General features: G+C 67.2%; 19 protein-coding genes. All 19 read left to right on the forward strand.

The window, feature by feature from the left end; all coding sequences use genetic code 11:
* The first annotated feature begins 4 nt into the window (after positions 1–4).
* The 19 genes from JW030_RS05135 to msrA all read left to right on the forward strand — a co-directional run bounded on the left by JW030_RS05135 (position 5) and on the right by msrA (position 21,898).
* Positions 5–1,555 (forward strand): Mur ligase family protein, encoded by a 1,551-nt coding sequence (locus JW030_RS05135; protein ID WP_188044995.1) that lies wholly within the window; start codon positions 5–7, stop codon positions 1,553–1,555.
* Entirely contained in the window at positions 1,552–2,961 is a 1,410-nt protein-coding gene (gene murF / locus JW030_RS05140) for a UDP-N-acetylmuramoyl-tripeptide--D-alanyl-D-alanine ligase (RefSeq protein ID WP_188044994.1), read from the forward strand. The genes JW030_RS05135 and murF overlap by 4 nt, the downstream gene beginning before the upstream one ends.
* Positions 2,958–4,040 (forward strand): phospho-N-acetylmuramoyl-pentapeptide-transferase, encoded by a 1,083-nt coding sequence (gene mraY / locus JW030_RS05145; protein ID WP_188044993.1) that lies wholly within the window; start codon positions 2,958–2,960, stop codon positions 4,038–4,040. The genes murF and mraY overlap by 4 nt, the downstream gene beginning before the upstream one ends.
* Positions 4,041–4,114: 74 nt before the next feature.
* Positions 4,115–5,605, forward strand: a complete 1,491-nt coding sequence (gene murD, locus JW030_RS05150; protein WP_241095612.1) for a UDP-N-acetylmuramoyl-L-alanine--D-glutamate ligase — start codon at positions 4,115–4,117, stop codon at positions 5,603–5,605.
* Positions 5,568–6,794: an FtsW/RodA/SpoVE family cell cycle protein gene (locus JW030_RS05155; protein WP_241095569.1), complete on the forward strand. Its 1,227-nt coding sequence runs from the start codon at positions 5,568–5,570 to the stop codon at positions 6,792–6,794. Before murD ends, JW030_RS05155 begins: the two co-directional genes overlap by 38 nt.
* Before the next feature lie 32 nt (positions 6,795–6,826).
* Complete coding sequence (locus JW030_RS05160; RefSeq protein WP_188044990.1) at positions 6,827–7,903, forward strand: glycosyltransferase; 1,077 nt, start codon at positions 6,827–6,829, stop codon at positions 7,901–7,903.
* A gap of 73 nt (positions 7,904–7,976) precedes the next feature.
* Positions 7,977–9,383, forward strand: a complete 1,407-nt coding sequence (murC, locus tag JW030_RS05165; RefSeq protein WP_188044989.1) for a UDP-N-acetylmuramate--L-alanine ligase — start codon at positions 7,977–7,979, stop codon at positions 9,381–9,383.
* Positions 9,384–9,556: 173 nt separating this feature from the next.
* Complete coding sequence (locus tag JW030_RS05170; RefSeq protein WP_188044988.1) at positions 9,557–10,588, forward strand: FtsQ-type POTRA domain-containing protein; 1,032 nt, start codon at positions 9,557–9,559, stop codon at positions 10,586–10,588.
* Positions 10,589–10,736: 148 nt separating this feature from the next.
* Positions 10,737–11,903 carry a cell division protein FtsZ gene (gene ftsZ, locus JW030_RS05175; protein ID WP_188044987.1) on the forward strand — a complete coding sequence of 389 codons (1,167 nt, stop codon included), beginning with the start codon at positions 10,737–10,739 and terminating at the stop codon, positions 11,901–11,903.
* Between the two features lie 6 nt (positions 11,904–11,909).
* Positions 11,910–12,611: a YggS family pyridoxal phosphate-dependent enzyme gene (locus tag JW030_RS05180; RefSeq protein ID WP_188044986.1), complete on the forward strand. Its 702-nt coding sequence runs from the start codon at positions 11,910–11,912 to the stop codon at positions 12,609–12,611.
* Between the two features lie 32 nt (positions 12,612–12,643).
* Complete coding sequence (locus JW030_RS05185) at positions 12,644–13,126, forward strand: cell division protein SepF (protein ID WP_188044985.1); 483 nt, start codon at positions 12,644–12,646, stop codon at positions 13,124–13,126.
* A gap of 6 nt (positions 13,127–13,132) precedes the next feature.
* The gene (locus tag JW030_RS05190) at positions 13,133–13,420 is read left to right on the forward strand and encodes a YggT family protein (protein WP_188044984.1); all 288 of its coding nucleotides are present in this window, start codon (positions 13,133–13,135) and stop codon (positions 13,418–13,420) included.
* Positions 13,421–13,519: 99 nt separating this feature from the next.
* Positions 13,520–14,155 carry a DivIVA domain-containing protein gene (locus JW030_RS05195; RefSeq protein WP_188044983.1) on the forward strand — a complete coding sequence of 212 codons (636 nt, stop codon included), beginning with the start codon at positions 13,520–13,522 and terminating at the stop codon, positions 14,153–14,155.
* Between the two features lie 51 nt (positions 14,156–14,206).
* Positions 14,207–14,857: a signal peptidase II gene (lspA, locus tag JW030_RS05200; protein ID WP_188044982.1), complete on the forward strand. Its 651-nt coding sequence runs from the start codon at positions 14,207–14,209 to the stop codon at positions 14,855–14,857.
* The gene (locus tag JW030_RS05205; protein WP_188044981.1) at positions 14,857–15,780 is read left to right on the forward strand and encodes an RluA family pseudouridine synthase; all 924 of its coding nucleotides are present in this window, start codon (positions 14,857–14,859) and stop codon (positions 15,778–15,780) included. Before lspA ends, JW030_RS05205 begins: the two co-directional genes overlap by 1 nt.
* 121 nt (positions 15,781–15,901) lie before the next feature.
* The gene (dnaE, locus tag JW030_RS05210; protein WP_223159851.1) at positions 15,902–19,381 is read left to right on the forward strand and encodes a DNA polymerase III subunit alpha; all 3,480 of its coding nucleotides are present in this window, start codon (positions 15,902–15,904) and stop codon (positions 19,379–19,381) included.
* A 25-nt stretch (positions 19,382–19,406) separates the two neighbouring features.
* Positions 19,407–20,471: an alpha/beta hydrolase gene (locus JW030_RS05215; RefSeq protein WP_188044979.1), complete on the forward strand. Its 1,065-nt coding sequence runs from the start codon at positions 19,407–19,409 to the stop codon at positions 20,469–20,471.
* Positions 20,472–20,543: 72 nt separating this feature from the next.
* Positions 20,544–21,371, forward strand: coding sequence for an ammonia-dependent NAD(+) synthetase (gene nadE, locus JW030_RS05220; RefSeq protein ID WP_188044978.1), 828 nt, complete (start codon positions 20,544–20,546; stop codon positions 21,369–21,371).
* Positions 21,368–21,898 (forward strand): peptide-methionine (S)-S-oxide reductase MsrA, encoded by a 531-nt coding sequence (gene msrA / locus JW030_RS05225; RefSeq protein ID WP_188044977.1) that lies wholly within the window; start codon positions 21,368–21,370, stop codon positions 21,896–21,898. The genes nadE and msrA overlap by 4 nt, the downstream gene beginning before the upstream one ends.
* The last annotated feature ends 159 nt before the right edge of the window (positions 21,899–22,057 follow it).

Consider the following 22,057-nt stretch of genomic DNA (forward strand, 5'->3'; position numbering starts at 1 on the left):
ACCCGTGAGTGATTCCCCTTCTTTGAGCATCCGGCCGACCCGCCCAGACGCGGTGCCACTGAGCCGGATCGTCGCCTCGTTCGGCTTCGCCGTCCGGGGAAGCGTTGGGGACCGCTCGGTCACGGGCGTCACGCTCGACTCGCGCGATGTGCAGCCGGGTGACCTCTACGTGGGTATGCCCGGGGCGAAGCGCCACGGCGCGGAGTTCGCTGAGATGGCGGCGCTGCGCGGGGCGAGCGCGATCCTGACGGACGCCGCGGGTGCCGAACTTGCGGTGCCCGCCGGCCTGCCGGTGCTCGTCACGCAGGGGCCGCCCCGCGAGGTGCTCGGCGAGGTGTCGGCCCTCGTCTACGGCACGACCGGCCACGATGCGCTCATCTTTGGGGTGACAGGTACCAACGGCAAGACGAGCATCGTATATCTGCTCGCCGAGCTGCTGCGCGCCGCGGGGATCAAGCCCGGCTTGAGCTCGACCGCCGAGCGTCGCATTGGTGACACGGTCATCACGAGCCACCTGACGACCCCGGAAGCCTCCGAGATGCACGGGCTGTTGGCGCGCATGCGCGAGGAAGAGGTGGGCGGCATCGCGCTCGAGGTGTCGGCCCAGGCCACCAAGCGCCACCGCGTCGACGGTATCCACTTCGATGTCGTCGCGTTCAATAACTTCTCACAGGATCACCTCGACGAGTTCGCGTCGCTCGAGGAGTACTTCGCGGCCAAGCAGGCACTGTTCAGCCCCGAGCACGCCGAGCGCGGCGTCGTGGTAGTCGACGGCGAGTGGGGTCAGCGCCTGGCGCGCGAGTCCAAGATCCCGGTAACGACCCTGGCAACCGAATATGGCCAGAGCGCCGACTGGTACCTCGCGATCACCCGGCAGAGCCTCGACGGTATTTCGTTTGTCTTGCAGGGCCCCGGTGGCGCGAGCTTCCGCGGCAGCCTTCCCGTGTTTGGCCGGTTTATGGCCGAGAACGCGGCCCTCGCGCTCATCATGCTGCACGAGGCAGGTGTCTCGCTCGACCAGGTGGCGGCAGGCCTTGACCGCGGGCGCATCCCCGTCTACATCCCGGGCCGTCTCGAAGAGATCACCACCGGGGGACCAGGCCCGCGCTTCTTCGTCGACTACGGGCACACCCCGGGCAGCTTCAGCGCGATGCTCGACGCGCTCGACGAGGTCGTTGACGGCCGGATCATCTTCCTGTTTGGCGCCGACGGTGACCGCGACACGACGAAGCGCGAGGAGATGGGGCGCATTGCCGCCGCAGGTTCCCATGTCGTCATCGTCTGCGATTACCACCCGCGCACCGAGGACCCCGCGAAGATTCGCGCCCAGCTCATCGAGGGTGCTCGCTCGGCTGGCGGGCGCACCGAGATCGTCGAGGTGCCGGATCCGCGAGTTGCTGTGCTCACCGCCATTTCGATGGCGGGTGACGGAGACGTTATTCTGTATGCCGGGCCAGGCCATGAGGACTACCAGGAGATCGCGGGTGAGCACATCCCGTACTCGGCCCGAGACGAAGTGCGCGGCGCGCTCCGCGAGGCAGGACTGACAACGTGATTGCACTCTCGCTCAGCGAGATCGCCCAGGCGGTTTCCGGACGGCTCGTCCTGGGCGCGAGCGGTACGACTTCCGAGACGGTCATCGACGGCCTCTCGCAGACGGACTCTCGCGAGGTTGAGACCGGCCAAATCTTCTTCGCCCGGCGCGGCGAAGAGACCGACGGGCACCGTTTTGTGGAGAAGGCAATCGACAACGGCGCCGCGCTGATCGTGGTCGAGCGGGAGATCGACGACCGTGTGCCGCAGATCGTCGTCGCCGATTCGACCGATGCGCTCGGCGCGCTGGCGACCGAGGTCGTCCGCCGAGTGAACGACGCCGGGAACTTGCAGATCGTCGGCATCACCGGCTCCAACGGCAAGACCACGACGAAGAACCTGCTCGCCGCGATGACGGCCCGCCTCGGCGAGACTGTTGCCTCGGAGAAGTCGTTCAACAACGAGGTCGGCGGGCCGCTCACGATGCTGCGCGTCACGGCCGACACCCGCTACTTGGTGGCGGAAATGGGCGCGAGCGCGGAGGGCGAGATCACGCGCCTCGTGCGGATGGCGCCACCCCAGATCGGTGTCGTGCTGTCAGTCGGCTTCGCGCACGCCGGTGGGTTTGGCGGCATTGAGACGACCGTGCGCACGAAGAGCGAGATGGTGCGCGACCTCGCCCCGGGCGCCGTCGCGGTGCTGAACCGCGACGACCCGCGCGTCGCCGGTATGGCCGAGCTGACCCGCGCCCAAGTGCGCTGGTTTGGATTGAGCGCGGCCTCGGACGTCTGGGCTGCACAGCCCGAGTCTGACGCGAGCGGCACCCGCTTCACGTTGCACGCCGGTGGCGAGTCCCGCCCCGTGCACTTTCGCGTGCTCGGCGAGCACCACGTCATGAACGCGCTGGCGGCGGCCACCGTTGCACACGAGCTGGGACTCGCGATCGACGAGATTGTCGCGTCGCTCGAGGAAGCAACCCGCCCCGCGCGCTGGCGCATGGAGGTGCTCGGCGGCCGTGACGGCGTGACCGTCATCAACGACGCCTATAACGCGAGCCCCGACTCGATGAGCGCTGCGCTCAAGACCCTGGCGCAGATCCGGAAGCCCGCTGGCCGCTCGATCGCCGTCCTCGGCGCGATGAGCGAGCTGGGCGAGATCTCGGGCGAGGAGCACGACCGGATCGGTCTGCAGACCGTGCGCCTGCGCATCTCCGAGCTCGTCGTGGTCGGCGCCGAGGCGCGCCGGCTGCACATCAGCGCGATCAACGAGGGCAACTGGGATGGCGAGAGCGTCTTTTTTGCCGACGCCGACGCCGCCTACGACTACCTGATTGCCACTATTCGACCGGACGACACCGTGCTGGTGAAGTCCTCTAATGCCGCCGGGCTCCGCTTCCTCGGCGACCGACTGGGAGAGGCTTTCGCATGATCGCACTGCTCAGCGCCGCGGTAATCTCGCTGCTCTACTCGTTGCTGCTCACCCCGCTCTTCATCCGGGGTTTCCGGAAGCTCCACTGGGGTCAGTTCATCCGAGAGGATGGACCGAAGTCGCACTTTGCCAAGCGCGGTACCCCCACGATGGGCGGCCTGATCTTCATCTCCGGCTCGGTCATTGCGTACTTTGCGGCCAAGCTCCTCGCGGGCGAGCGGCCCACCGCTTCGGCCCTGCTCGTCATCCTGATGATGGTCGGACTCGCGGCGGTCGGCTTCGTGGATGACTTCCTCAAAACCCGCAAGCAGCAGTCGCTCGGACTCGGCGGCTGGTCAAAGATCGCGGGCCAGGTGTTGGTCGCGCTCGCATTTGGCCTGCTCTCGCTGCGGTTCGCGAACGAGCACGGGCTGACGCCCGCCTCGACTCACGTGTCGCTGTTTCGCGACCTCCCCATCGATTTCTTCGCGCTGGGCGCGATCGCCGGACTGATCCTGTTTCTCCTCTGGGTGATCATCATCGTCGCCTCCGCGTCGAACGCGGTGAACGTGACGGACGGCCTGGACGGCCTCGCCGGCGGGTCCTCGATCTTCGCGCTGAGCGCGTACGTCGTCATCGGTTTCTGGCAGTTCAACCAGTCGTGTATCGCCAACCCCGGCGAGGCCGGCTGCTACGAGGTGCGCGACCCGCTCGATCTCGCGGTCATCGCGGCGGCGCTCGTCGGCGGCCTCATCGGCTTCCTCTGGTGGAACACGAGCCCGGCCCACATCTACATGGGCGACACCGGCTCCCTCGGCATCGGCGGCGCGATTGCCGCGCTCGCGATCCTCAGCCGCACCGAGCTCCTGCTCGTACTCATCGGCGGTCTGTTCATCATCGAGGCCGGCTCGGTCATCGTGCAGCGCATCTACTTCAAAGCGACCAAGGGCAAACGCATCTTCTTGATGAGCCCCATTCACCACCACTTCGAGCTGAAGGGCTGGGCCGAGGTCACGGTCGTGGTGCGCTTCTGGATCATCGCCGGCGTGTTCGTGATGGCCGCGGTCGGCTCCTTCTACGCAGAATGGATCACGCAGTGACGGGTCACGTCGATACCGAGGCTAACGGCGAGCAGAACTTCGAGCAGGATCCGGTCCGCGCACGCGTACACGCCCTGCGCAGCTGGAACGACGACTGGTCGGGTCTCCGCGTCGCCGTCCTCGGGCTCGGTGTGACGGGTTTCTCGGTCGCCGACACGCTCGTCGAGCTCGGCTCGCGCGTGCGGGTGCTGCACGGTGCCCCCGACGCGGAGCGCGAGAATCTCCTCGACGTCATCGGCGCGGAGCGACTCTCCGGCGCGGACGACGCGGCGCAGCTCGCCGACCTTCAGGAGTTTGATCCGGAGCTCGTCGTGGTCTCGCCCGGCTACCGCCCAGACCACCCCCTCGTGCAGTGGGCGGAGGGTCGCGGCACGATCGTGTGGGGCGACATCCAGCTCGGCTGGCGGCTGCGCGACAAGACCGCACGCGTGGCCGACTGGATCTGCATCACGGGGACGAACGGCAAGACGACAACGACCCAGCTGACGGCGCACATGCTCAAGGCCGGCGGTCTGCGGGTTGCCCCGGTGGGAAACATCGGCGTGCCGATCCTGGACGCACTGCGCGACCCCCAAGGCTACGACGTACTCGTGGTCGAACTCTCGAGCTTCCAGCTGCACCGCATCGGCGAGATCTCGCCCTACGCGAGCGTCTGCCTGAACGTCGCCGACGACCACCTCGACTGGCACGGCAGCGCGCGCCGGTATCGCACCGCGAAGGCTAGAGTCTACGAGCACACGCAAGTTGCTTGCGTTTACAATCGCGCCGACGACGCGACCCTGCAGATGGTCGAAGAAGCCGACGTGGTGGAGGGCGCTCGCGCCATCAGCTTCGGCCTCGACACCCCCGGCCCGAGTGGCGTCGGCATCGTCGATGGGCTGCTCATTGACCGCGCCTTCCATGACGATCGGCGCAACAGCGCCTACGAGCTCATCACGGTGGAGGAACTCGAGAAGCGTGGGCTCGGCGCCCCGCACGTGCTCCAGAACATCCTGGCCGCCGCGGCGCTCGCGCGCTCGCGCGGCGTCGCCCCGCTTGACATCGCGGAGGCGCTCGGGGGCTTCGAGATGGACGCGCATCGCGTCCAGCTGCTCGGCGAGTTCGCCGGGGTGGCCTGGGTTGACGACTCGAAGGCGACCAACGCGCACGCCGCACAGGCGTCGCTGCGATCGTTCGAGCGTATTGTCTGGGTCGTCGGCGGCCTGTTGAAGGGGGTCGACCTCGACGAGCTCGTGCGGCAGAACCACGGGCGCCTCGCTGGCGTGGTCGTGATCGGTGTCGACCGGGCTCCTGTGCTCGCCGCGCTCTCGCGACACGCGCCGCAGGTGCCGAGCTTCGAGGTTGTGCCGGGTGACACTGAGGACGTCATGGTGCAGGCGGTGCGCGCCGCGGCGACGCTCGCGCAGGCGGGCGACACGGTACTGCTGTCGCCGGCGGCGGCATCGATGGATCAATTTGACAGCTACGCGGATCGTGGCCGGCGCTTCCAGGAGGCGCTGGGCGCGCTGAGGGATGAAGGGGCGCAGGGTGACGACGTCGGGACCGCAGGCTCCACGGAGGCCTAGCCGCAGTGGTGCGAGCGGCACCGCTGGCGCCGGCGCGACCCGGATCAACCTCGGCCCGGGGCTGACTCTCGGCGGTGACGCCACTTCAGTGGTGATCAGCGCGACGACGCTCTTGCTCGTCGGTTTCGGCCTGATCATGGTGCTGTCATCGTCGTCGATCACGTCGTACCTCGACGACCGGGGTTTCTTCGGCGCATTCTGGAATCAGGCGCTGTACGCAGTTGTCGGGCTGCCCTTGATGTTTGTCGCGGCAAACCTGCCGGTCACCTTCTGGCGGAAGTGGGCCTGGGCGCTCTTCGCGCTCGGACTCGCGCTGCAGGTGCTGGTGTTCACACCGCTCGGCGTCGAGAGCTACGGCAACCGAAACTGGATCCAGATCGGAAGCTTCTCGGGGCAGCCCTCCGAGCCCCTGAAGCTCGCACTGATCGTGTGGATCGGCGCGGTGCTGTACGCCAAGCAGCCGTTGCTCGGCCAGAAGAAGCACGTGTTCATCCCCGTGATTTTCCCGGGTGCACTGGCCGCGTTGGGCCTGGTCCTCATGGGCAAGGACCTCGGTACCGTGCTCATTATGGGCGGCGTCGTCATCGGGGCACTCTTCTTTGCCGGGATCGACTGGAAATCCCTCGGCATCATCGTGGCGGGAGCGGCGCTGACGGCCTTCCTCTTTGTCGTGACGAGCGAGAACCGCATGAACCGACTCTTCGGTCACGCGACCGGCAACGACGACTACAGTGGCCTCGGCTGGCAGCCGCTGCACGGGCTCTGGGCGCTCGCTGGCGGTGGCGTCTTCGGCGTTGGACTGGGCGGGTCGAAGGCGAAGTGGTCGTGGCTGCCCGCGGCCGACAACGACTATATTTTCGCGATCATCGGCGAGGAACTCGGCCTCATCGGTGCCTGCCTGGTGATCGTGCTCTATGCCGTGCTCGCGGTGATGATGCTGCGCGTCATCCGCAACGCCCGCGACATCTTCGGGCGAGCGGTCGTCGGTGGCGTGCTGGTGTGGGTCGTCGGCCAGGCGCTCGTCAACATCGCCGTCGTCGTCGGGATCCTGCCCGTTCTGGGGGTGCCGCTGCCGCTCTTGAGCTCGGGTGGGACCGCACTCATCGCGGTACTCGGGGCAATGGGGGTCGTGCTGTCAGTCGCGCGCGACGCCGCCGCATATCAGGAAGAGCTCGCGGCCGAGCGCTAGCGCACGGGCGACGCCACCAATCAAAGGACATCATGACGACCTACCTGCTCGCCGGCGGCGGAACTGCCGGGCACGTGAACCCGCTGCTCGCGCTCGCTGACCACATTCGTGCGGTGGAGCCCGACAGCGAGATCATCGCCCTCGGCACGCGAGAGGGCCTGGAGTCTCGGCTGGTTCCGGAGCGTGGGTATGAGCTGCAGACGATCGACCGTGTACCGTTTCCGCGGCGCCCGAACGCGTATGCCCTGCGCTTCCCCTTGCGGTACGCGCGGGCCGTGCGCGAGACGCGCGCGCTGATCCGCGAGCGCGGCGTCGACGTGGTGGTCGGGTTCGGCGGGTATGTCTCGACGCCCGCGTACCGCGCCGCGCAGAAGGAGGGGGTGCCCTTCGTGATTCACGAGGCCAACGCGCGGCCCGGGCTCGCGAACAAGCTGGGCGCCCGCGGCACGGACTTTGTCGGGGTGACCTTCGCGGGGACCCCGATCCGGGGCGCCCGCGTCACCGGAATGCCGCTGCGCCCCGAGATCGAGCATCTCGACCGCGCGGGCACGAGGGACGCGGCGCGGGCACACTTTGGGCTCGACCCGGCGCGTCGCACGCTACTCGTCACGGGCGGCTCGCTCGGCGCGAGGGCAATCAACGAGTCGATCTCGTCACAGGCTGCCGAGATCGTGGCGGCCGGCGCCCAGGTGCTGCATGTCTGGGGTGGGCTCACTGAGCTCGTTGACCCTGGGGTTGATGGGTACGTCGTGCTGCCCTACTGCGACCGGATGGACCTCGCGTTTGCCGCCTGCGACCTCGCGCTCTCGCGGGCAGGGTCGACGACCGTGAGCGAGCTGTCCGGGCTCGGGATCCCCGCGGTGTTCGTGCCGTATGGGCACGGAAACGGCGAGCAGCGCTTCAATGCCGCGGGCGTCGTGGCGGCCGGGGGAGCGATCCTGGTGGACGACGCCGAGCTGACCCCCGAGTGGGTGCGGGGGGAGCTGATCCCGCTCCTGCAGGATGACGCGCGCCTCGCCGACATGGCCGCACGGGCGACGGGCGCTGGGACGCTCGACGGCACACGGTGCCTGTACGGCCTCGTCGCAGAGGCGCTCACGGCGCGCTGACGGGCTCGCGCTCGGGCCCGCGCGCTATCCTGATACGTCTGTTGCACCGATCAGTAGTACCGCGGAGGACCCCATGATCTACCCCGACTTGACGCTCACGATCCCGGAAGACCTCGGACGGGTGCATTTCGTTGGCATCGGCGGGTCGGGTATGAGCGGCATCGCGCGCATGATGCTGGCCTCGGGCGTCACGATCTCCGGCTCCGACGCGAGCGAAAACGGCAACACCCAGGCGCTCGCCACGCTGGGCGTCCCTATCGCGATCGGCCACGACGCCGCGAACGTCGGCGACGCCGACACCCTCGTCGTGACGAGCGCACTGTGGCAGGACAATCCCGAGTACCAGCTCGCGCTCGCGCGCGGGCTCACGGTACTCCATCGCTCGCAGGCGCTCGCCTGGCTGAGCCGCGGTGGCCGCGTCGTCTCGATTGCCGGTGCACACGGAAAGACCACCTCCACGGGCATGGTGGTCACGGGTCTGCTCGAACTCGGCGCCGACCCTTCGTTTGTCAACGGCGGGGTAATCGAGTCTCTCGGTCTGAGCGCCCAGCACGGCTCGGGCACGGACTTCGTGATCGAGGCGGACGAGTCCGACGGCTCGTTCCAGCTGTACGACACCTCGGTCGCGCTCATCACTAACGTCGATCCCGAGCACTTGGACTTCTACGGCTCTCGCGAGGCCTTCATGCAGGCGTTTGTCGACTTCGCGAACGCCGCGAGCGAGACCGTCGTCATTTCCTCTGACGATGCCGGCGCACAGGAGGTTCGGGCAAAGCTCGACCCCGCGAAGCTGGTCACCTTCGGCGAGGCTGCTGACGCCGACGTGCGCGTCGTGGACGTCGACGAGACCGGCCCGGTTGCCTTCGGGATCGTCGTGGGCGGAGAGCGTTTTGACGCCCAGCTGTCGGTCTACGGCCGACACAACGCACTGAACGCCGCCGGCGCGGTCGCAGTGCTCATCGCGCTGGGTCAAGAGCCCGGCGCGTCGCTTGCGGCCGTCGCGACGTTCGGAGGCACGAAGCGACGTTTCGAGTTCCACGCCGACATCGGCGGGGTGCGGGTCTACGACGACTACGCGCACCACCCCACCGAGGTCGCGGCCCTGCTCGCATCCGCGCGCCCCGTCGTGGGCGAGGGGCGACTCATCGCGATCCACCAGCCGCACTTGTACAGCCGCACGCGCATCTTCAGTCGCGAGTTTGCCGAGGCGCTCGAGGCTGGCGCTGACCACACGATCGTGCTCTCGGTCTGTGGCGCGCGCGAGGACCCCGAGCCCGGAGTGACGGGTGAGCTCGTTTCCGAAAAGTTCCACGACCAGAGCAAGGTCGCATATATCGACGACTGGCAGCGCGCCGCCGACTATGTCGCGGAGATCGCCCGGCCGGGCGATGTCTTCATCACGATGAGTTGCGGCGACGTCTACCGGATCATTCCGCAGGTGACGCAGGCGCTCACGGACCGGTTCGCCGCGGGTCGTTGATGCGGCGCCCCAGCGGCTTCGACCGGGAACCCGAACCGCGCGCAGACCAAACGTCCGCCGCGGACAATTGGGACGCGCCCGCGGGGGATGACGTCGCTGACGTGGTCCCGAACGAAGACGGGCGTGACGGCGGCTCCGCCACGCCCACGCGCGCAGCCTGGAGGATGCCAGCGTTGAGTTGGCCGCGTAGGCGGCGCGACGAACCTGCCGGCGACTCAGCGCGCGCCATTGGCGAGGGGGACATCGGCGACGACCACGCCGCGATGACGGTCGACCTGTCGGGTATTGCGGATGACCTCGCCGTAGCCGAGGGCAATCCGGGCGCGGCCGGCGACGACGGCGCCGAGGGTCTGGCCATCACGACTGATCTCTCGGCCGTGCGTGCACGGGCGGAGGCCGCGCTGGCCACTGAGGCCACTGAAGCCCCCGAGCACGGTTTGCGGGTCGCCGAGCAGCAGCTCAAGGCCGCCATTCGCGGCAGGAAGCGTCGCGAGCGCCGCGAGCAGCGTCGTTTTACCTGGCATGTGCGTCAGCGCCGCCGACCGTGGCTTGTCGCGGGCGCGGCCGTGCTCGCTGTCGCACTCTTCGTAGTGATCGGGGTCTTCACCCCGCTCATGAGCGTCCGCGTCGTGCAGGTCGAGGGCGCCAGTCGCGTCGACGTTGCGGCAGTGGAGGCGGCGCTCGCCCCGCTCTCCGGGACCCCGCTCGCACTCGTAGACCAGGCGGAAGTGCACCGGGCGCTCGTGCCGTTTCCGTTGATCCAGCGCTACACAATCGAGACGATCCCGCCCCATACGCTGGTCGTGCGGCTCGAGGAGCGGATTCCGGTGCTCGCGATTCCCAGCGATGCGGGATTTGACCTCGTGGATCCCGCCGGGGTCACCGTCGAGCAGTCCGAGGCGCGTCCCGAGGGGGTGCCGCTCGCCGAGGGCGTGGCGGCAACGCGTTCTTCCGTGGCGTTTAGTGAGGTCGCCCGCGTGTTGCGGGACGTGCCGCCGGAACTGCGCGCGCAGTTTGCGACGGCGACCGCATCTACGGGGCAGGACGTGTCGTTCGTGCTGCACAGCGGCGTCCAGGTGGTCTGGGGTGAGGCCGAAGAGACACCGCGTAAAGCGGTCGTTCTGGCGGCGATCCTGGGGGCGCTGGGGGAGCGGCCGGTGTCGCTCATTGACGTGTCGTCGAGCGAAGCGCCCATCTTCCGCTAGTTTCGGCGCTGGCAACGGTGTGTCGCGGGGCGATCGTGCCGAGGCAGGTCGTAGCGTGGTGCTCAGCAGGAAATGTATACCCGGCATACACTTTAATCCTCAGGTAGAGGTTTAAGGTTTTCACTCGAAGGTTTAGCGGAGGCCCGACGTGTCCACACACCAGAACTACCTCGCAGTTATCAAGGTCGTCGGCGTTGGCGGCGGCGGTGTCAATGCGGTGAACCGCATGATCGAGCTCGGCCTCAAGGGGGTCGAGTTCATCGCGGTGAACACGGACGCACAGGCGCTCCTGCTCAGCGACGCGGATGTCAAGCTCGACATTGGCCGTGAGCTTACCCGCGGTCTCGGCGCCGGCGCAGACCCCGAGGTGGGGCGCCGTGCGGCGGAGGACCACGCAGAGGAGATCGAGGAGGCGCTGACCGGCGCCGACATGGTGTTTGTCACCGCGGGCGAGGGCGGCGGAACCGGCACCGGAGCCGCCCCGATCGTCGCGCGCATCGCCAAGTCTGTCGGCGCGCTCACGATCGGTGTCGTCACACGCCCGTTCAGCTTCGAGGGCAAGCGTCGTGCTGGCCAGGCGGACGGCGGCATCCATGCGCTCCGCGAAGAGGTCGACACGCTCATCGTCGTCCCGAACGACCGCCTGCTCGAGATCAGCGACCCCGGCATCAGCATGATCGAGGCCTTCGCCTCCGCCGACCAGGTGCTGCTCGCCGGCGTCCAGGGCATCACCGACCTGATTACCACCCCCGGCCTCATCAACCTCGACTTCGCCGATGTTAAGTCGGTCATGCAGGGCGCAGGATCCGCGCTCATGGGCATCGGCTCGGCGCGCGGCGCTGACCGCGCCATCAAGGCGGCCGAGCTGGCCGTCGCCTCGCCGCTGCTCGAGGCCTCGATCGAGGGCGCGCACGGCGTGCTCCTGTCGATCCAGGGCTCCTCGAACCTCGCGCTGAGCGAGATCTACGAGGCTTCCTCGCTCGTCCAGGACGTGGTGCACCCCGAGGCCAACATCATCTTCGGTACGGTCATCGACGACACGCTCGGCGACGAGGTCCGCGTGACGGTTATCGCCGCAGGCTTCGACTCCATCGAGCCGGCCCCCCGTCCCGCGGAGCGCGGGCGCCGCGGCAGCCACACTGAGCCGCTGCCCGAGGCCGCCGCGGTCTACGCGACGGTCGGTGGCACGGGCCCGATCGACGCGGGTGCCGAGCAGTTCGGTGAGGTCATCTCTCACCCTCCCGTCGAGGCACAGCTTCCCGACCCCACGTTCGATGACGGCGACGACCTCGATATTCCCGAGTTCCTGCGGTAGTCGACGATGATCGAAGAGCGCAGCACGCTCGCTGAGCGGCTGGCACACGTGCAGGCGGGCATCAGCGATGCCTGCCGCGCGGCCGACCGCTCGGCGGATGAGACCACGCTGATCGTCATCACGAAGTTTCACCCCGCCAGCCTGGTGGCCGAGCTTTCCGCCCTCGGCGTGCGCGACGTCGGCGAGAATCGTCACCAGGAGGCGCAGGCCAAGGCCGCGGAGCTCGCGGACCTCGACCTGACGTGGCACTTCGTGGGCCAACTGCAGACGAAGAAGGCTCGCCAGGCGGCGCAGTACGCGGGTGCCATCCACTCGATCGACCGGGAGCGCCTGGTTGACGCGCTTGACGTGCCCGCCGACGAGCCGCCACCAGCGCGACTCATCGACGCGTTTCTGCAGATCAACCTCACGGACGACCCCGCACGCGGGGGAGCGCGGCCCGACGAGATCGAGGCGCTCGCCGAGCGTGTGCTGCGCTCGCGGAGCTTGCGCCTGCGCGGAGTCATGGCCGTGGCCCCGCTCGAGGAGGAGCCTGCGAGCGCGTTTGCCCGCCTCGCCGGATACTCCGATCGCGTGCGTGCGCTCGACCCCGCGGCCTCGTTCATCTCGGCCGGCATGACTCACGACTACGCCGAGGCGATTGCCGCCGGCGCGACACACCTGCGAATTGGCACGGCAATCACCGGAAACCGTCCGGTAGCCGGTTAGTCTCAAACTGCAGCGCATTTGGAGGAGGAACGATGAGCAACCCACTGAAGAAGACCATGGTGTTCCTAGGTCTCGCGGAAGAGGAACTCGAGGAGTCGTCGCCCGTCGTCGCCCCCGTGCACGAGTCCACACCGAAGCCGGGGCCAGCACAGCCGGTGGCAAAGGTGGCGCCGAACCGCGCCCCCGTCACGCCGCTGCGCAAGGTGACGCCCACGCGCGCCACGCCGGCGCAGGGGATGAACGAGATCCTGACCGTGCACCCGAGCGAGTACCGCGACGCGCAGGTGATTGCCGAGAGCTTCCGCGAGGGTGTTCCCGTGATCATTAACCTGTCACGCATGAACGACTCCGATGCGAAGCGACTGATCGACTTCGCCAGCGGGCTCTCCATGGGTCTGCACGGCAAGATCGAGCGAGTGACGAGCAAGGTCTTCCTGCTCTCGCCCGAGCACATCGCAGTGAGTGGCGACGAGCCTGCCGGCGACACCGGCTCGTTCTTCGTCGCGACCTCCTAACGCCCGGTGGAGGCACTACTGATCATCAGCTTCTTTCTGAAGCTGGTAATCCGCGTCTATACGTTCGTGCTCTGGGCCCGGTTTGTCATCGACTGGGTCCAGGTGTTGAACCCGAGGTTCCGTCCGCGGGGCATCGCCGCAGTCGCGATTGAACTTGTGTATTCGCTGACCGACCCGCCAATCAAGATGTTCCGGCGGATCCTGCCCCCGATCCGGCTCGGTCAAGTCTCGCTTGACCTGGGCTGGATGTTGACCATGCTGGCCTGCTGGATCCTGATCGCGATCCTGCCGTAACGCCCAGCAAATGGACCAGTCGCCGCACACGCAGCCCGGCTTTTTGCTAGCGTTGTCCGAGACCACGCGACTGGTCACCATCGAGAGAGAGACTCACACATGGCTTTGACACCTGAGGACGTCGTGAACAAGCGCTTCACGATTACCAAGTTCCGCGACGGCTACGACCTGGATCAGGTCGATGACTTCCTGGACACGATCGTCGAGGAACTGCGCCAGAGCGAGGCTGAGAAGGCCGTGCTGCAGGCGGAGATCGACGAGCTGAAGGCGAAGCTCGAAGCCGCCGAGGCCGGCACCCCCGCAGTGGTGGCGCAGGTCGTTGAGGAGGACGTCGTCGAAGAGGCGACCGTCGTGGTGGCCCCGGTCGCTTCGGCTCCCGCTGGATCGGGCCACATCCAGAGCTTCACCGACGGCGACGCTATGAAGTCGAGCGCCATGCTGCAGCTCGCCCTCGAGCTGCACGACAAGCACGTCCTCGATGGTGAGACCCGCCGCGATCAGCTCATCAGCGATGGCGAGACGACCGCGCACCGCCTCGTCGAGGAGGCGCAGAAGACACGCGCCGACGAGCTCGCGCTGCTCGGCAACGAGCGGATCGACCTCCAGGAGAAGATCAAGGATCTTCGCGAGTTCGAAAGCGAGTACCGCAGCACGCTGCGTTCGTACATCCAGGCACAGCTGCGCGGGCTCGATGGCTCGCCGGAGCCCGCGGGTGACCCCTCGGCTCTCCGCTAGGTCCTAGTGCACACTGAGCCCGATCCCGCGGTTTCCGCGACTCGAGACTCCGTGACGACGCGACGCCGATGGGTCCGCTGGATCCCGCTCGGCGTCGCGTTCGTTGTGTTTCTCATAGACCAGTACGTCAAGAACTGGGTCGTTGCCACCCTCCCTGAGGGTGAGACCGTCCCCGTGCTCGGCGAGTTCTTGCAGTGGCATTTTGTGCGAAACCCGGGTGCCGCGTTCTCCCTGGCGAGCGGGTCCACCTGGATCTTCACGATCCTGGCATCCGCCGTCGTCGTGGTCATCATCTGGCAAATTCGTCAGTTGGGCTCGCGCAGCTGGGCGATCTTCCTCGGCCTGCTGCTCGGCGGCACGCTGGGCAACCTCTTCGACCGGCTGACCCGCGCCCCCGGCTTCCCCGAGGGCCACGTAATCGACTTCATTTCGACACCTTGGATGTGGCTCGGCTTCCCCGAGGGCATCTACAACATCGCCGACATTGCCATCGTGAGCAGCATGGTGATCTTCGTACTGGTGACGCTGCTTGGCCTGCCGATCGACGGTTCACCTCGCGTGCGCAAGGGCGACGCAGCCTCGGACTCCGCGGTCGAGCCCGAGGTTGACGAGCCTGTCGCAGATTCCGACACCCCAGACCACACCACCGAGCAGGATCCTGCCGGCACCGACGAAACGCCCCAAACCGAGGAGCCCCGCTGATGGAGTCCCGCAGCCTGCCCGTCCCAGACGGCCTGGTGGGGGAGCGCGCCGACCAGGCGATCGCGAAGCTCCTCGGGTTTTCCCGGACCTACGCCGCCGAGGTCGTCGCGGCCGGAGGGGTTGAACTCGACGGGCGCACGCTCGGCAAGTCCGATCGCCTCACCGCCGACGGCTTCCTGCAGGTTTCGTGGACCCCGAAGGCCGAACCCACGATCGTTCCGGTGATCGTCGAGGACCTGGGCATTGTCTACGACGACGACGACATTGTCGTCGTGGACAAGCCGGCCGGGGTGGCCGCGCACCCGTCGCTCGGCTGGTCCGGGCCGACGGTGCTCGGCGCGCTTGCCGGGGCGGGCTTTCGCGTGTCGACGTCGGGCCCGGCTGAGCGCGCGGGCGTCGTGCACCGCCTCGACGCGGGTACGAGCGGGCTGATGGTGGTCGCAAAGAGCGAGCGCGCCTACACGCGCCTCAAGCACGCGTTCAAGGAACGCACCGTCTCGAAGATTTACCACACCCTCGTGCAGGGCCACCCGGACCCGCTCGCGGGCACGATCGACGGCCCGATCGGGCGTCACCCCGGCTCCGAGTGGAAGTTTGCGGTGACGCGCGACGGGAAGCCATCGATCACCCACTACCAAACGCTCGAGGCGTTCCCGTACGCCTCGCTGCTCGAGATCGAGCTCGAGACGGGGCGGACCCACCAGATCCGCGTGCACATGGCCGCGCAGCGTCACCCATGCGCGGGCGACGGCATGTACGGTGCGGACCCGACCCTCTCGGCGCGCCTCGGGTTGACTCGGCAGTGGCTGCACGCGATGCGCCTGGGTTTCGCGCACCCGGCGACGGGCGAGTACGTCGAGTTCGAGAGCCAGTACCCGGCTGACCTGCAGCACGCGCTCGACGTCCTGCGCGAAGAGAACTAACGCTCCCTCGCCGCCGCCGCCCATCCGCGGGCGGGTAGACTAGTGGTTCGTCAACGACCGGGGAGAGTGTGTGGCCGCGAGCGATAATTTCGCCCATTTGCACGTGCACAGCGAGTACTCGATGCTGGACGGAGCAGCGCGTGTTACCCCGCTGATCCAGGCCGCCGCCGAGCAGGGGATGCCCGCGATCGCGGTGACTGATCACGGCAACACGTTCGGCGCGTTCGACTTCTGGAAGACGGCGCGCGACCACGACATCAAGCCGATCATCGGTATCGAGGCCTACCTCACGCCGCGTACGCACCGCACGGACCGCACCCGCGTGCGGTGGGGCAGCGGCGGCGGTGACGACGTGTCTGGCGCCGGCGCATACACGCACATGACGCTCCTCTCGGAGACAACCGAGGGGATGCACAACCTGTTCCGCCTCTCGAGCCTTGCCTCGATCGAGGGGTACTACTTCAAGCCGCGCATGGACCGCGAGCTGTTGCAGACCTACGGCAAGGGGCTGATCGCCACGACGGGCTGCCCGTCGGGCGAGATCCAGACCCGCCTGCGCCTCGGACAGGTGAAGGAGGCCCGCGAGGCCGCCGCCGAGTTCCAAGACCTCTTCGGCAAAGAGAACTTCTTCTGCGAGATCATGGACCACGGTCTCGAGATCGAGCGCCGCGTGACGAACGACCTCATCGCGCTGTCGAAAGACCTGAATATCCCGCTGCTCGCGACGAACGACCTGCACTACACGCACCAGTCCGATGCTGCCGCGCACGAGGCGCTGCTGTGCGTGCAGTCCGGTTCTCGACTCGATGACCCCAACCGCTTCAAGTTTGATGGTGACGGGTACTACCTGAAGTCTGCCGCCGAGATGCGGCACCTCTTCCGCGATCTGCCCGAGGCCTGCGACAACACCCTGCTGATCGCCGAGCGGTGCTCGTCAGAGTTCAACACGAGCGCCAACTACATGCCCCGCTACCCGGTCCCCGATGGTGAGACCGAGGATAGCTGGTTCGTCAAGGAGATCGAGCGCGGCCTGCACGTGCGCTACCCGAACGGGATCCCCGATGCGGTCCGCAAACAGGCCGAGTATGAGACCGGCGTCATCATCCAGATGGGGTTCCCGGGCTACTTCCTCGTCGTCGCCGACTTTATCAACTGGTCGAAGGACAACGGGATCCGGGTCGGCCCTGGTCGCGGCTCGGGCGCAGGCTCGATGGCGGCGTACGCGATGCGGATCACCGACCTCGACCCGCTGCAGCACGGCCTCATCTTCGAGCGCTTCCTGAACCCGGATCGCGTTTCCATGCCCGACTTCGACGTCGACTTCGATGATCGTCGCCGCGGCGAGGTAATCAAGTACGTCACCGACAAGTACGGCGACGAGCGCGTTGCGCAGATCGTCACCTATGGCACCATCAAGTCGAAGCAGGCGCTCAAGGACGCCTCTCGCGTGCTCGGCTTCCCGTTCGGCATGGGTGACAAGCTCACCAAGGCCATGCCGCCGGCCGTCATGGCGAAGGATATCCCGCTCGCGGGCATCACCGACCCGAAGCACGAGCGTTACAAAGAGGCGTCGGAATTCCGCGCACTGCTCGAGGTCGATGCCGAGGCGAAGACCGTTTACGAGACTGCACTCGGTCTCGAGGGGATGAAGCGCCAGTGGGGCGTGCACGCCGCCGGCGTGATCATGTCGAGCGATCCGCTGATCGACATCATCCCGATCATGAAGCGCGAGCAGGACGGCCAGATCGTCACGCAGTTCGACTACCCCACCTGTGAGAGCCTCGGCCTCATCAAGATGGACTTCCTGGGGCTGCGCAACCTCACGATCGTTTCGGACGCCCTCGAGAACATCCGGCTCAACCGCGGCGTCGATCTGGTGCTCGAGGACCTGGCCCTCGACGACGTCCTGTCCTACGAGCTGCTCGCCCGCGGCGACACTCTCGGCGTCTTCCAGCTGGACGGCGGGCCCATGCGTGGCCTGCTCCGGCTCATGAAGCCCGACAATTTCGAGGACATTTCGGCTGTACTGGCCCTGTATCGACCCGGCCCAATGGGCGCCGACTCGCACACGAACTACGCGCTGCGCAAGAACAACCTGCAGCCCATCACCCCGATTCACCCGGAGCTCGAGGAGCCGCTCGCCGAGATTCTCGGCGGGACGTACGGCCTCATTATTTACCAAGAGCAGGTCATGTCGATCGCGCAGAAGGTCGCCGGCTTCTCGCTCGGCCAGGCCGATATTCTGCGCCGCGCGATGGGTAAGAAGAAGAAGTCCGAGCTCGACAAGCAATACGCCGGCTTCAGCGAGGGCATGCACGAGCGCGGTTTCTCGGACGCCGCGGTCAAATCGCTCTGGGACATCCTGCTGCCCTTCTCGGACTACGCCTTCAACAAGGCGCACTCGGCTGCGTACGGGGTCGTCAGCTATTGGACGGCGTATCTCAAGGCCCACTACCCGGCCGAGTACATGGCAGCCCTACTTACGAGTGTCGGAGACTCGAAAGACAAGCTCGCGCTGTACCTCAACGAGTGCCGCCGCATGGGCATTCAGGTGCTGCCACCGGACGTGAACTTCTCGTTCGCCGACTTCTCCGCCGTCGGGGAGGACATCCGCTTCGGCCTGGGCGCCATCCGCAACGTCGGCGCAAACGTCGTCGCCGGGATCCGGAGCGCGCGCGAGACCGAGGGCGAGTTCGTCGCCTTCCACGATTTCCTGCGTAAGGTGCCGCTGCCGGTGCTCAACAAGCGCACGATCGAGTCGCTCGTGAAGGCCGGCGCCTTTGATTCGATGGGGTCGACTCGCCGCGCGCTCATCGAGATTCACGAGAGCGCCGTCGAAGCCCAGGTGAAGGACAAGCGCGCCGAGGAACACGGAGATGTCGGCTTCGACTTCGACAGTCTGTTCGAGGACGCGGCGGACGCGGGGGAGACCGCGCCGGTGTCACTCGTGCCCGAACGCCCCGAGTGGGCGAAAAAGGACAAGCTTGCCTTCGAGCGCGACATGCTGGGGCTGTATGTCTCGGACCACCCGCTGCGCGGGCTTGAAACCGTGCTCGCGAAGCACGCGAGCGCCTCGATCGAAGAAATCACCAATCCAGACGGGCCGTGGGCGGGGGAGGTCCCGACCATCGCGGGCCTCTTGACCGGAGTGGAGCACCGCACCGCGAAGTCGGGAAACCTGTATGGCATGGTGACGATCGAGGACTTCACTGGCGAGATGCAGGCGCTCTTTATGGGCAAGTCCTACACCGAGTTCGGGCACCTGCTGGTCGCAGACTCGATCGTGGCGCTGCGTGGCAAGATCAACGCCCGCGACGATGGCCTCTCCATGCACGCGTATGGAGTGATGCCGATCGACGTCGGGACGCAGGAGATCGGGGCGCCGCTCATGATCTCGGTCGTCGACCACCGCGCAACCGAGCGCTTGATGGGCGAGCTGAAAGATACCCTGCGGCGCCACCGCGGCGAGAACGAGGTCCGGCTGCGGCTGCACACCTCGCAGGGCGTCCGGATATTCGAGCTGCCTTTCCCCGTGCGCATCTCGGCTGACCTGTACGGCGAGCTGAAGGGCCTGCTCGGCCCGAAGTGCCTGAGCGACTAGGGCGAAAACCCGATACCTTGGGGGCATGGCTACAGTCAGCAAGGTCGGTCCGGTGCTCGGTCTCGGTGTGCCGGGGTTTGCTGAGGCGGACGGATGGCAGCCCGATCTGATGGGCGATCCGTATCGTCGCCTGACCCTCGAGCTCACCCCGGACACTCCCGAGGAGCCGGGGCCCACGGTCGCCACCCTGATCGAGGGCGCCCGCCCGGGGCTTCGGGCGCGGCTGTTCGGCATCGCGCGTGACACGGATGTGCTCTATTTCCCGGGATGGAGCGACCACTTCTTCGAGCGCGAGCTCGCCGACTTCTGGCGCGAACGCGGAGCCCGCTTCGTCGCGCTCGAGCCGCGGCGCACGGGGCGCAGCCTCCGCGAGGGCCAAACGCCCGGGTTCTTTGATCGGCTCGAGGTGTACGACGAAGAGATCGAGCGCGCCCTCACGGTGCTCGGCCACGGCGACCCGGCGACCACGGGGGTGCCGAAGAGCAAGCGTCGGCTCATCATCCTCGCCCACTCGCAGGGGGGTCTCGTCATGTCGTACTGGACGTCACGGCACCCGGGGAGGGCCGACGCCCTGATCCTGAACAGCCCATGGCTGGAGCTGCAGACCAAGGAGGTCGGACGGATGGTACTCACCCCGTTCGTCTCGCTGCTCGGCAGGATCCACCCGCGGACCGCGCTCGGCACCGTTGACCCCGGCTTCTACTATCGCTCGCTGTCGAAGGACTACTACGGGGAGTGGGAGTTTGATCCGCGGCTGCGCGGTGAACGCAGCTATCCCATCTCGGCGGGGTGGCTGCAGGCCATTATCCGCGGGCACGAGGCGGTCGCCGCGGGGCTCGGGCTGACGATCCCGGTGCTGGTGATGCTCTCGGATAAGAGCACGTTCTCGCCCATTTGGAACGATCAGATGCTGCGATCGGACATCGTTCTCGAAGTCGACGCGATTGCGAAGCGCAGCCTCGACATCGGTGATTGCACGACGGTGTCACGCATTACGGACGCGCTGCACGACGTGTTTCTCTCGCGGCCGACCGTCCGCGCCGCCGCGTATGCGCAGATGGATCACTGGCTGCGCGGGTACGCCCGCTAAGTGTGTTCTGCCCGCGGCGAATCTTGCCCCAGGATCACGGCGCAAGGCGACTTCGAAGAGTAGCCTGGCCTCATGCGCGAGTTACAGCAACAAATCATCGACGCACTCGGCCCGGTGAGCGAAATCGACCCCGTGGCCGAGGGGGAGCGTCGCATCCAGTTCCTAGTGGACTATGCGCGGAGCGTGCCCCCGGTGCGCGGCTTCGTGCTCGGCATCTCGGGCGGTCAGGACTCTACCCTCGCGGGCAGGATCGCCCAGCTCGCCGTCGAGCGTCTGCGCGCCGAGGGGCGCGAAGCGGAGTTCACCGCGGTGCGCCTGCCCTATGGAGTGCAGGCCGACGAGGCGGACGCGCAGCTCGCGCTTTCGTTCATTCAGCCGGACCACGCGGTCACGGTGGACATCAAGTCGACGGTCGACGCCCTCGCGGCCGCCGTTGACGCGGGCACTGGTCAGCCGCTGACTGATTTCACGAAGGGCAACGCCAAGGCTCGCGCACGCATGCTCGCTCAGTACGCGATCGCCGGGGACCGCGGTCTTCTCGTCATCGGGACCGACCACGCTGCCGAGGCGATTACGGGCTTCTACACGAAATTCGGCGACGGTGCGGCGGACATTCTGCCGCTTGCGGGCCTCACGAAAAGTCAGGGCGCGGCGATCCTGCAGGAGCTGGGCGCGCCTGAGCGCCTCTGGAAGAAGGCGCCGACTGCCGACCTGCTCGATGAGCTTCCGGGCCAGACGGACGAGTCGAGCCTCGGTGTGAGCTATCCCGAGATCGACGCATACCTGAGGGGAGAAGACGTGTCCGAGGAGGCAAGCGCGAATCTTGAGCGCCGATACCTTGGCACCGAACACAAACGACGGTTGCCGGTGACCCCGGCTGATGGGTGGTGGCGAAAGTGAGTACAACGTACGTCTTGGCCGGTGGGTGCTTCTGGTGCCTGGACGCGGCTTACCGGGCGCTGCGCGGCGTCGAAAGCGTGGTGTCCTGCTACACCGGCGGCAGCACGCCGGATCCGAACTATCGCATGGTGTGTACCGGGATGACCGGGCATGCGGAGGCGGTTGAGGTGACGTTCGACGAGAGCGTACTTCCACCGAGTGTCGTGCTTGATGCGTTTTTCACGATGCACGACCCGACCCAGCTCAATCGGCAGGGGAACGACGTCGGGACGCAGTATCGCTCGGCGATGTTCCCGATCGATTACGCGCAGCGCGAGGTCTTCGAGTCGGCGCGCAACCGCGCGGCCGCGTGGTGGCCGGGCACGATCGTCACCAAGATGGAGGCGCTCGGCCGGGTGTACCCCGCGGAGGAGGAGCACCAGGACTTCTTCGCCAAGAACCCCACGCAGGGGTACTGCATGGCGGTGGCCGTGCCGAAGGTGAACAAGGTCCGCGCACGCTTCGCCGACTACCTGGCGGACGCGTAGCGAGAAGGGCGTGACGGGCGCTGCGGTCTGCCCGCGCGGCCGCGCATTTGTCGCTCACACCCCCAACGGTTCACGTACCTATCCACATTTTTGGGATTCGCCCCCGCCGACGCCCGCCCTCGCTCAGGATGAGTTCGAGGGCGTCGCGCGGAAGCCGGG

It is taken from the genome of Leucobacter sp. CX169 (genome assembly GCF_017161405.1).
Classification (GTDB): Bacteria; Actinomycetota; Actinomycetes; order Actinomycetales; family Microbacteriaceae; genus Cx-87.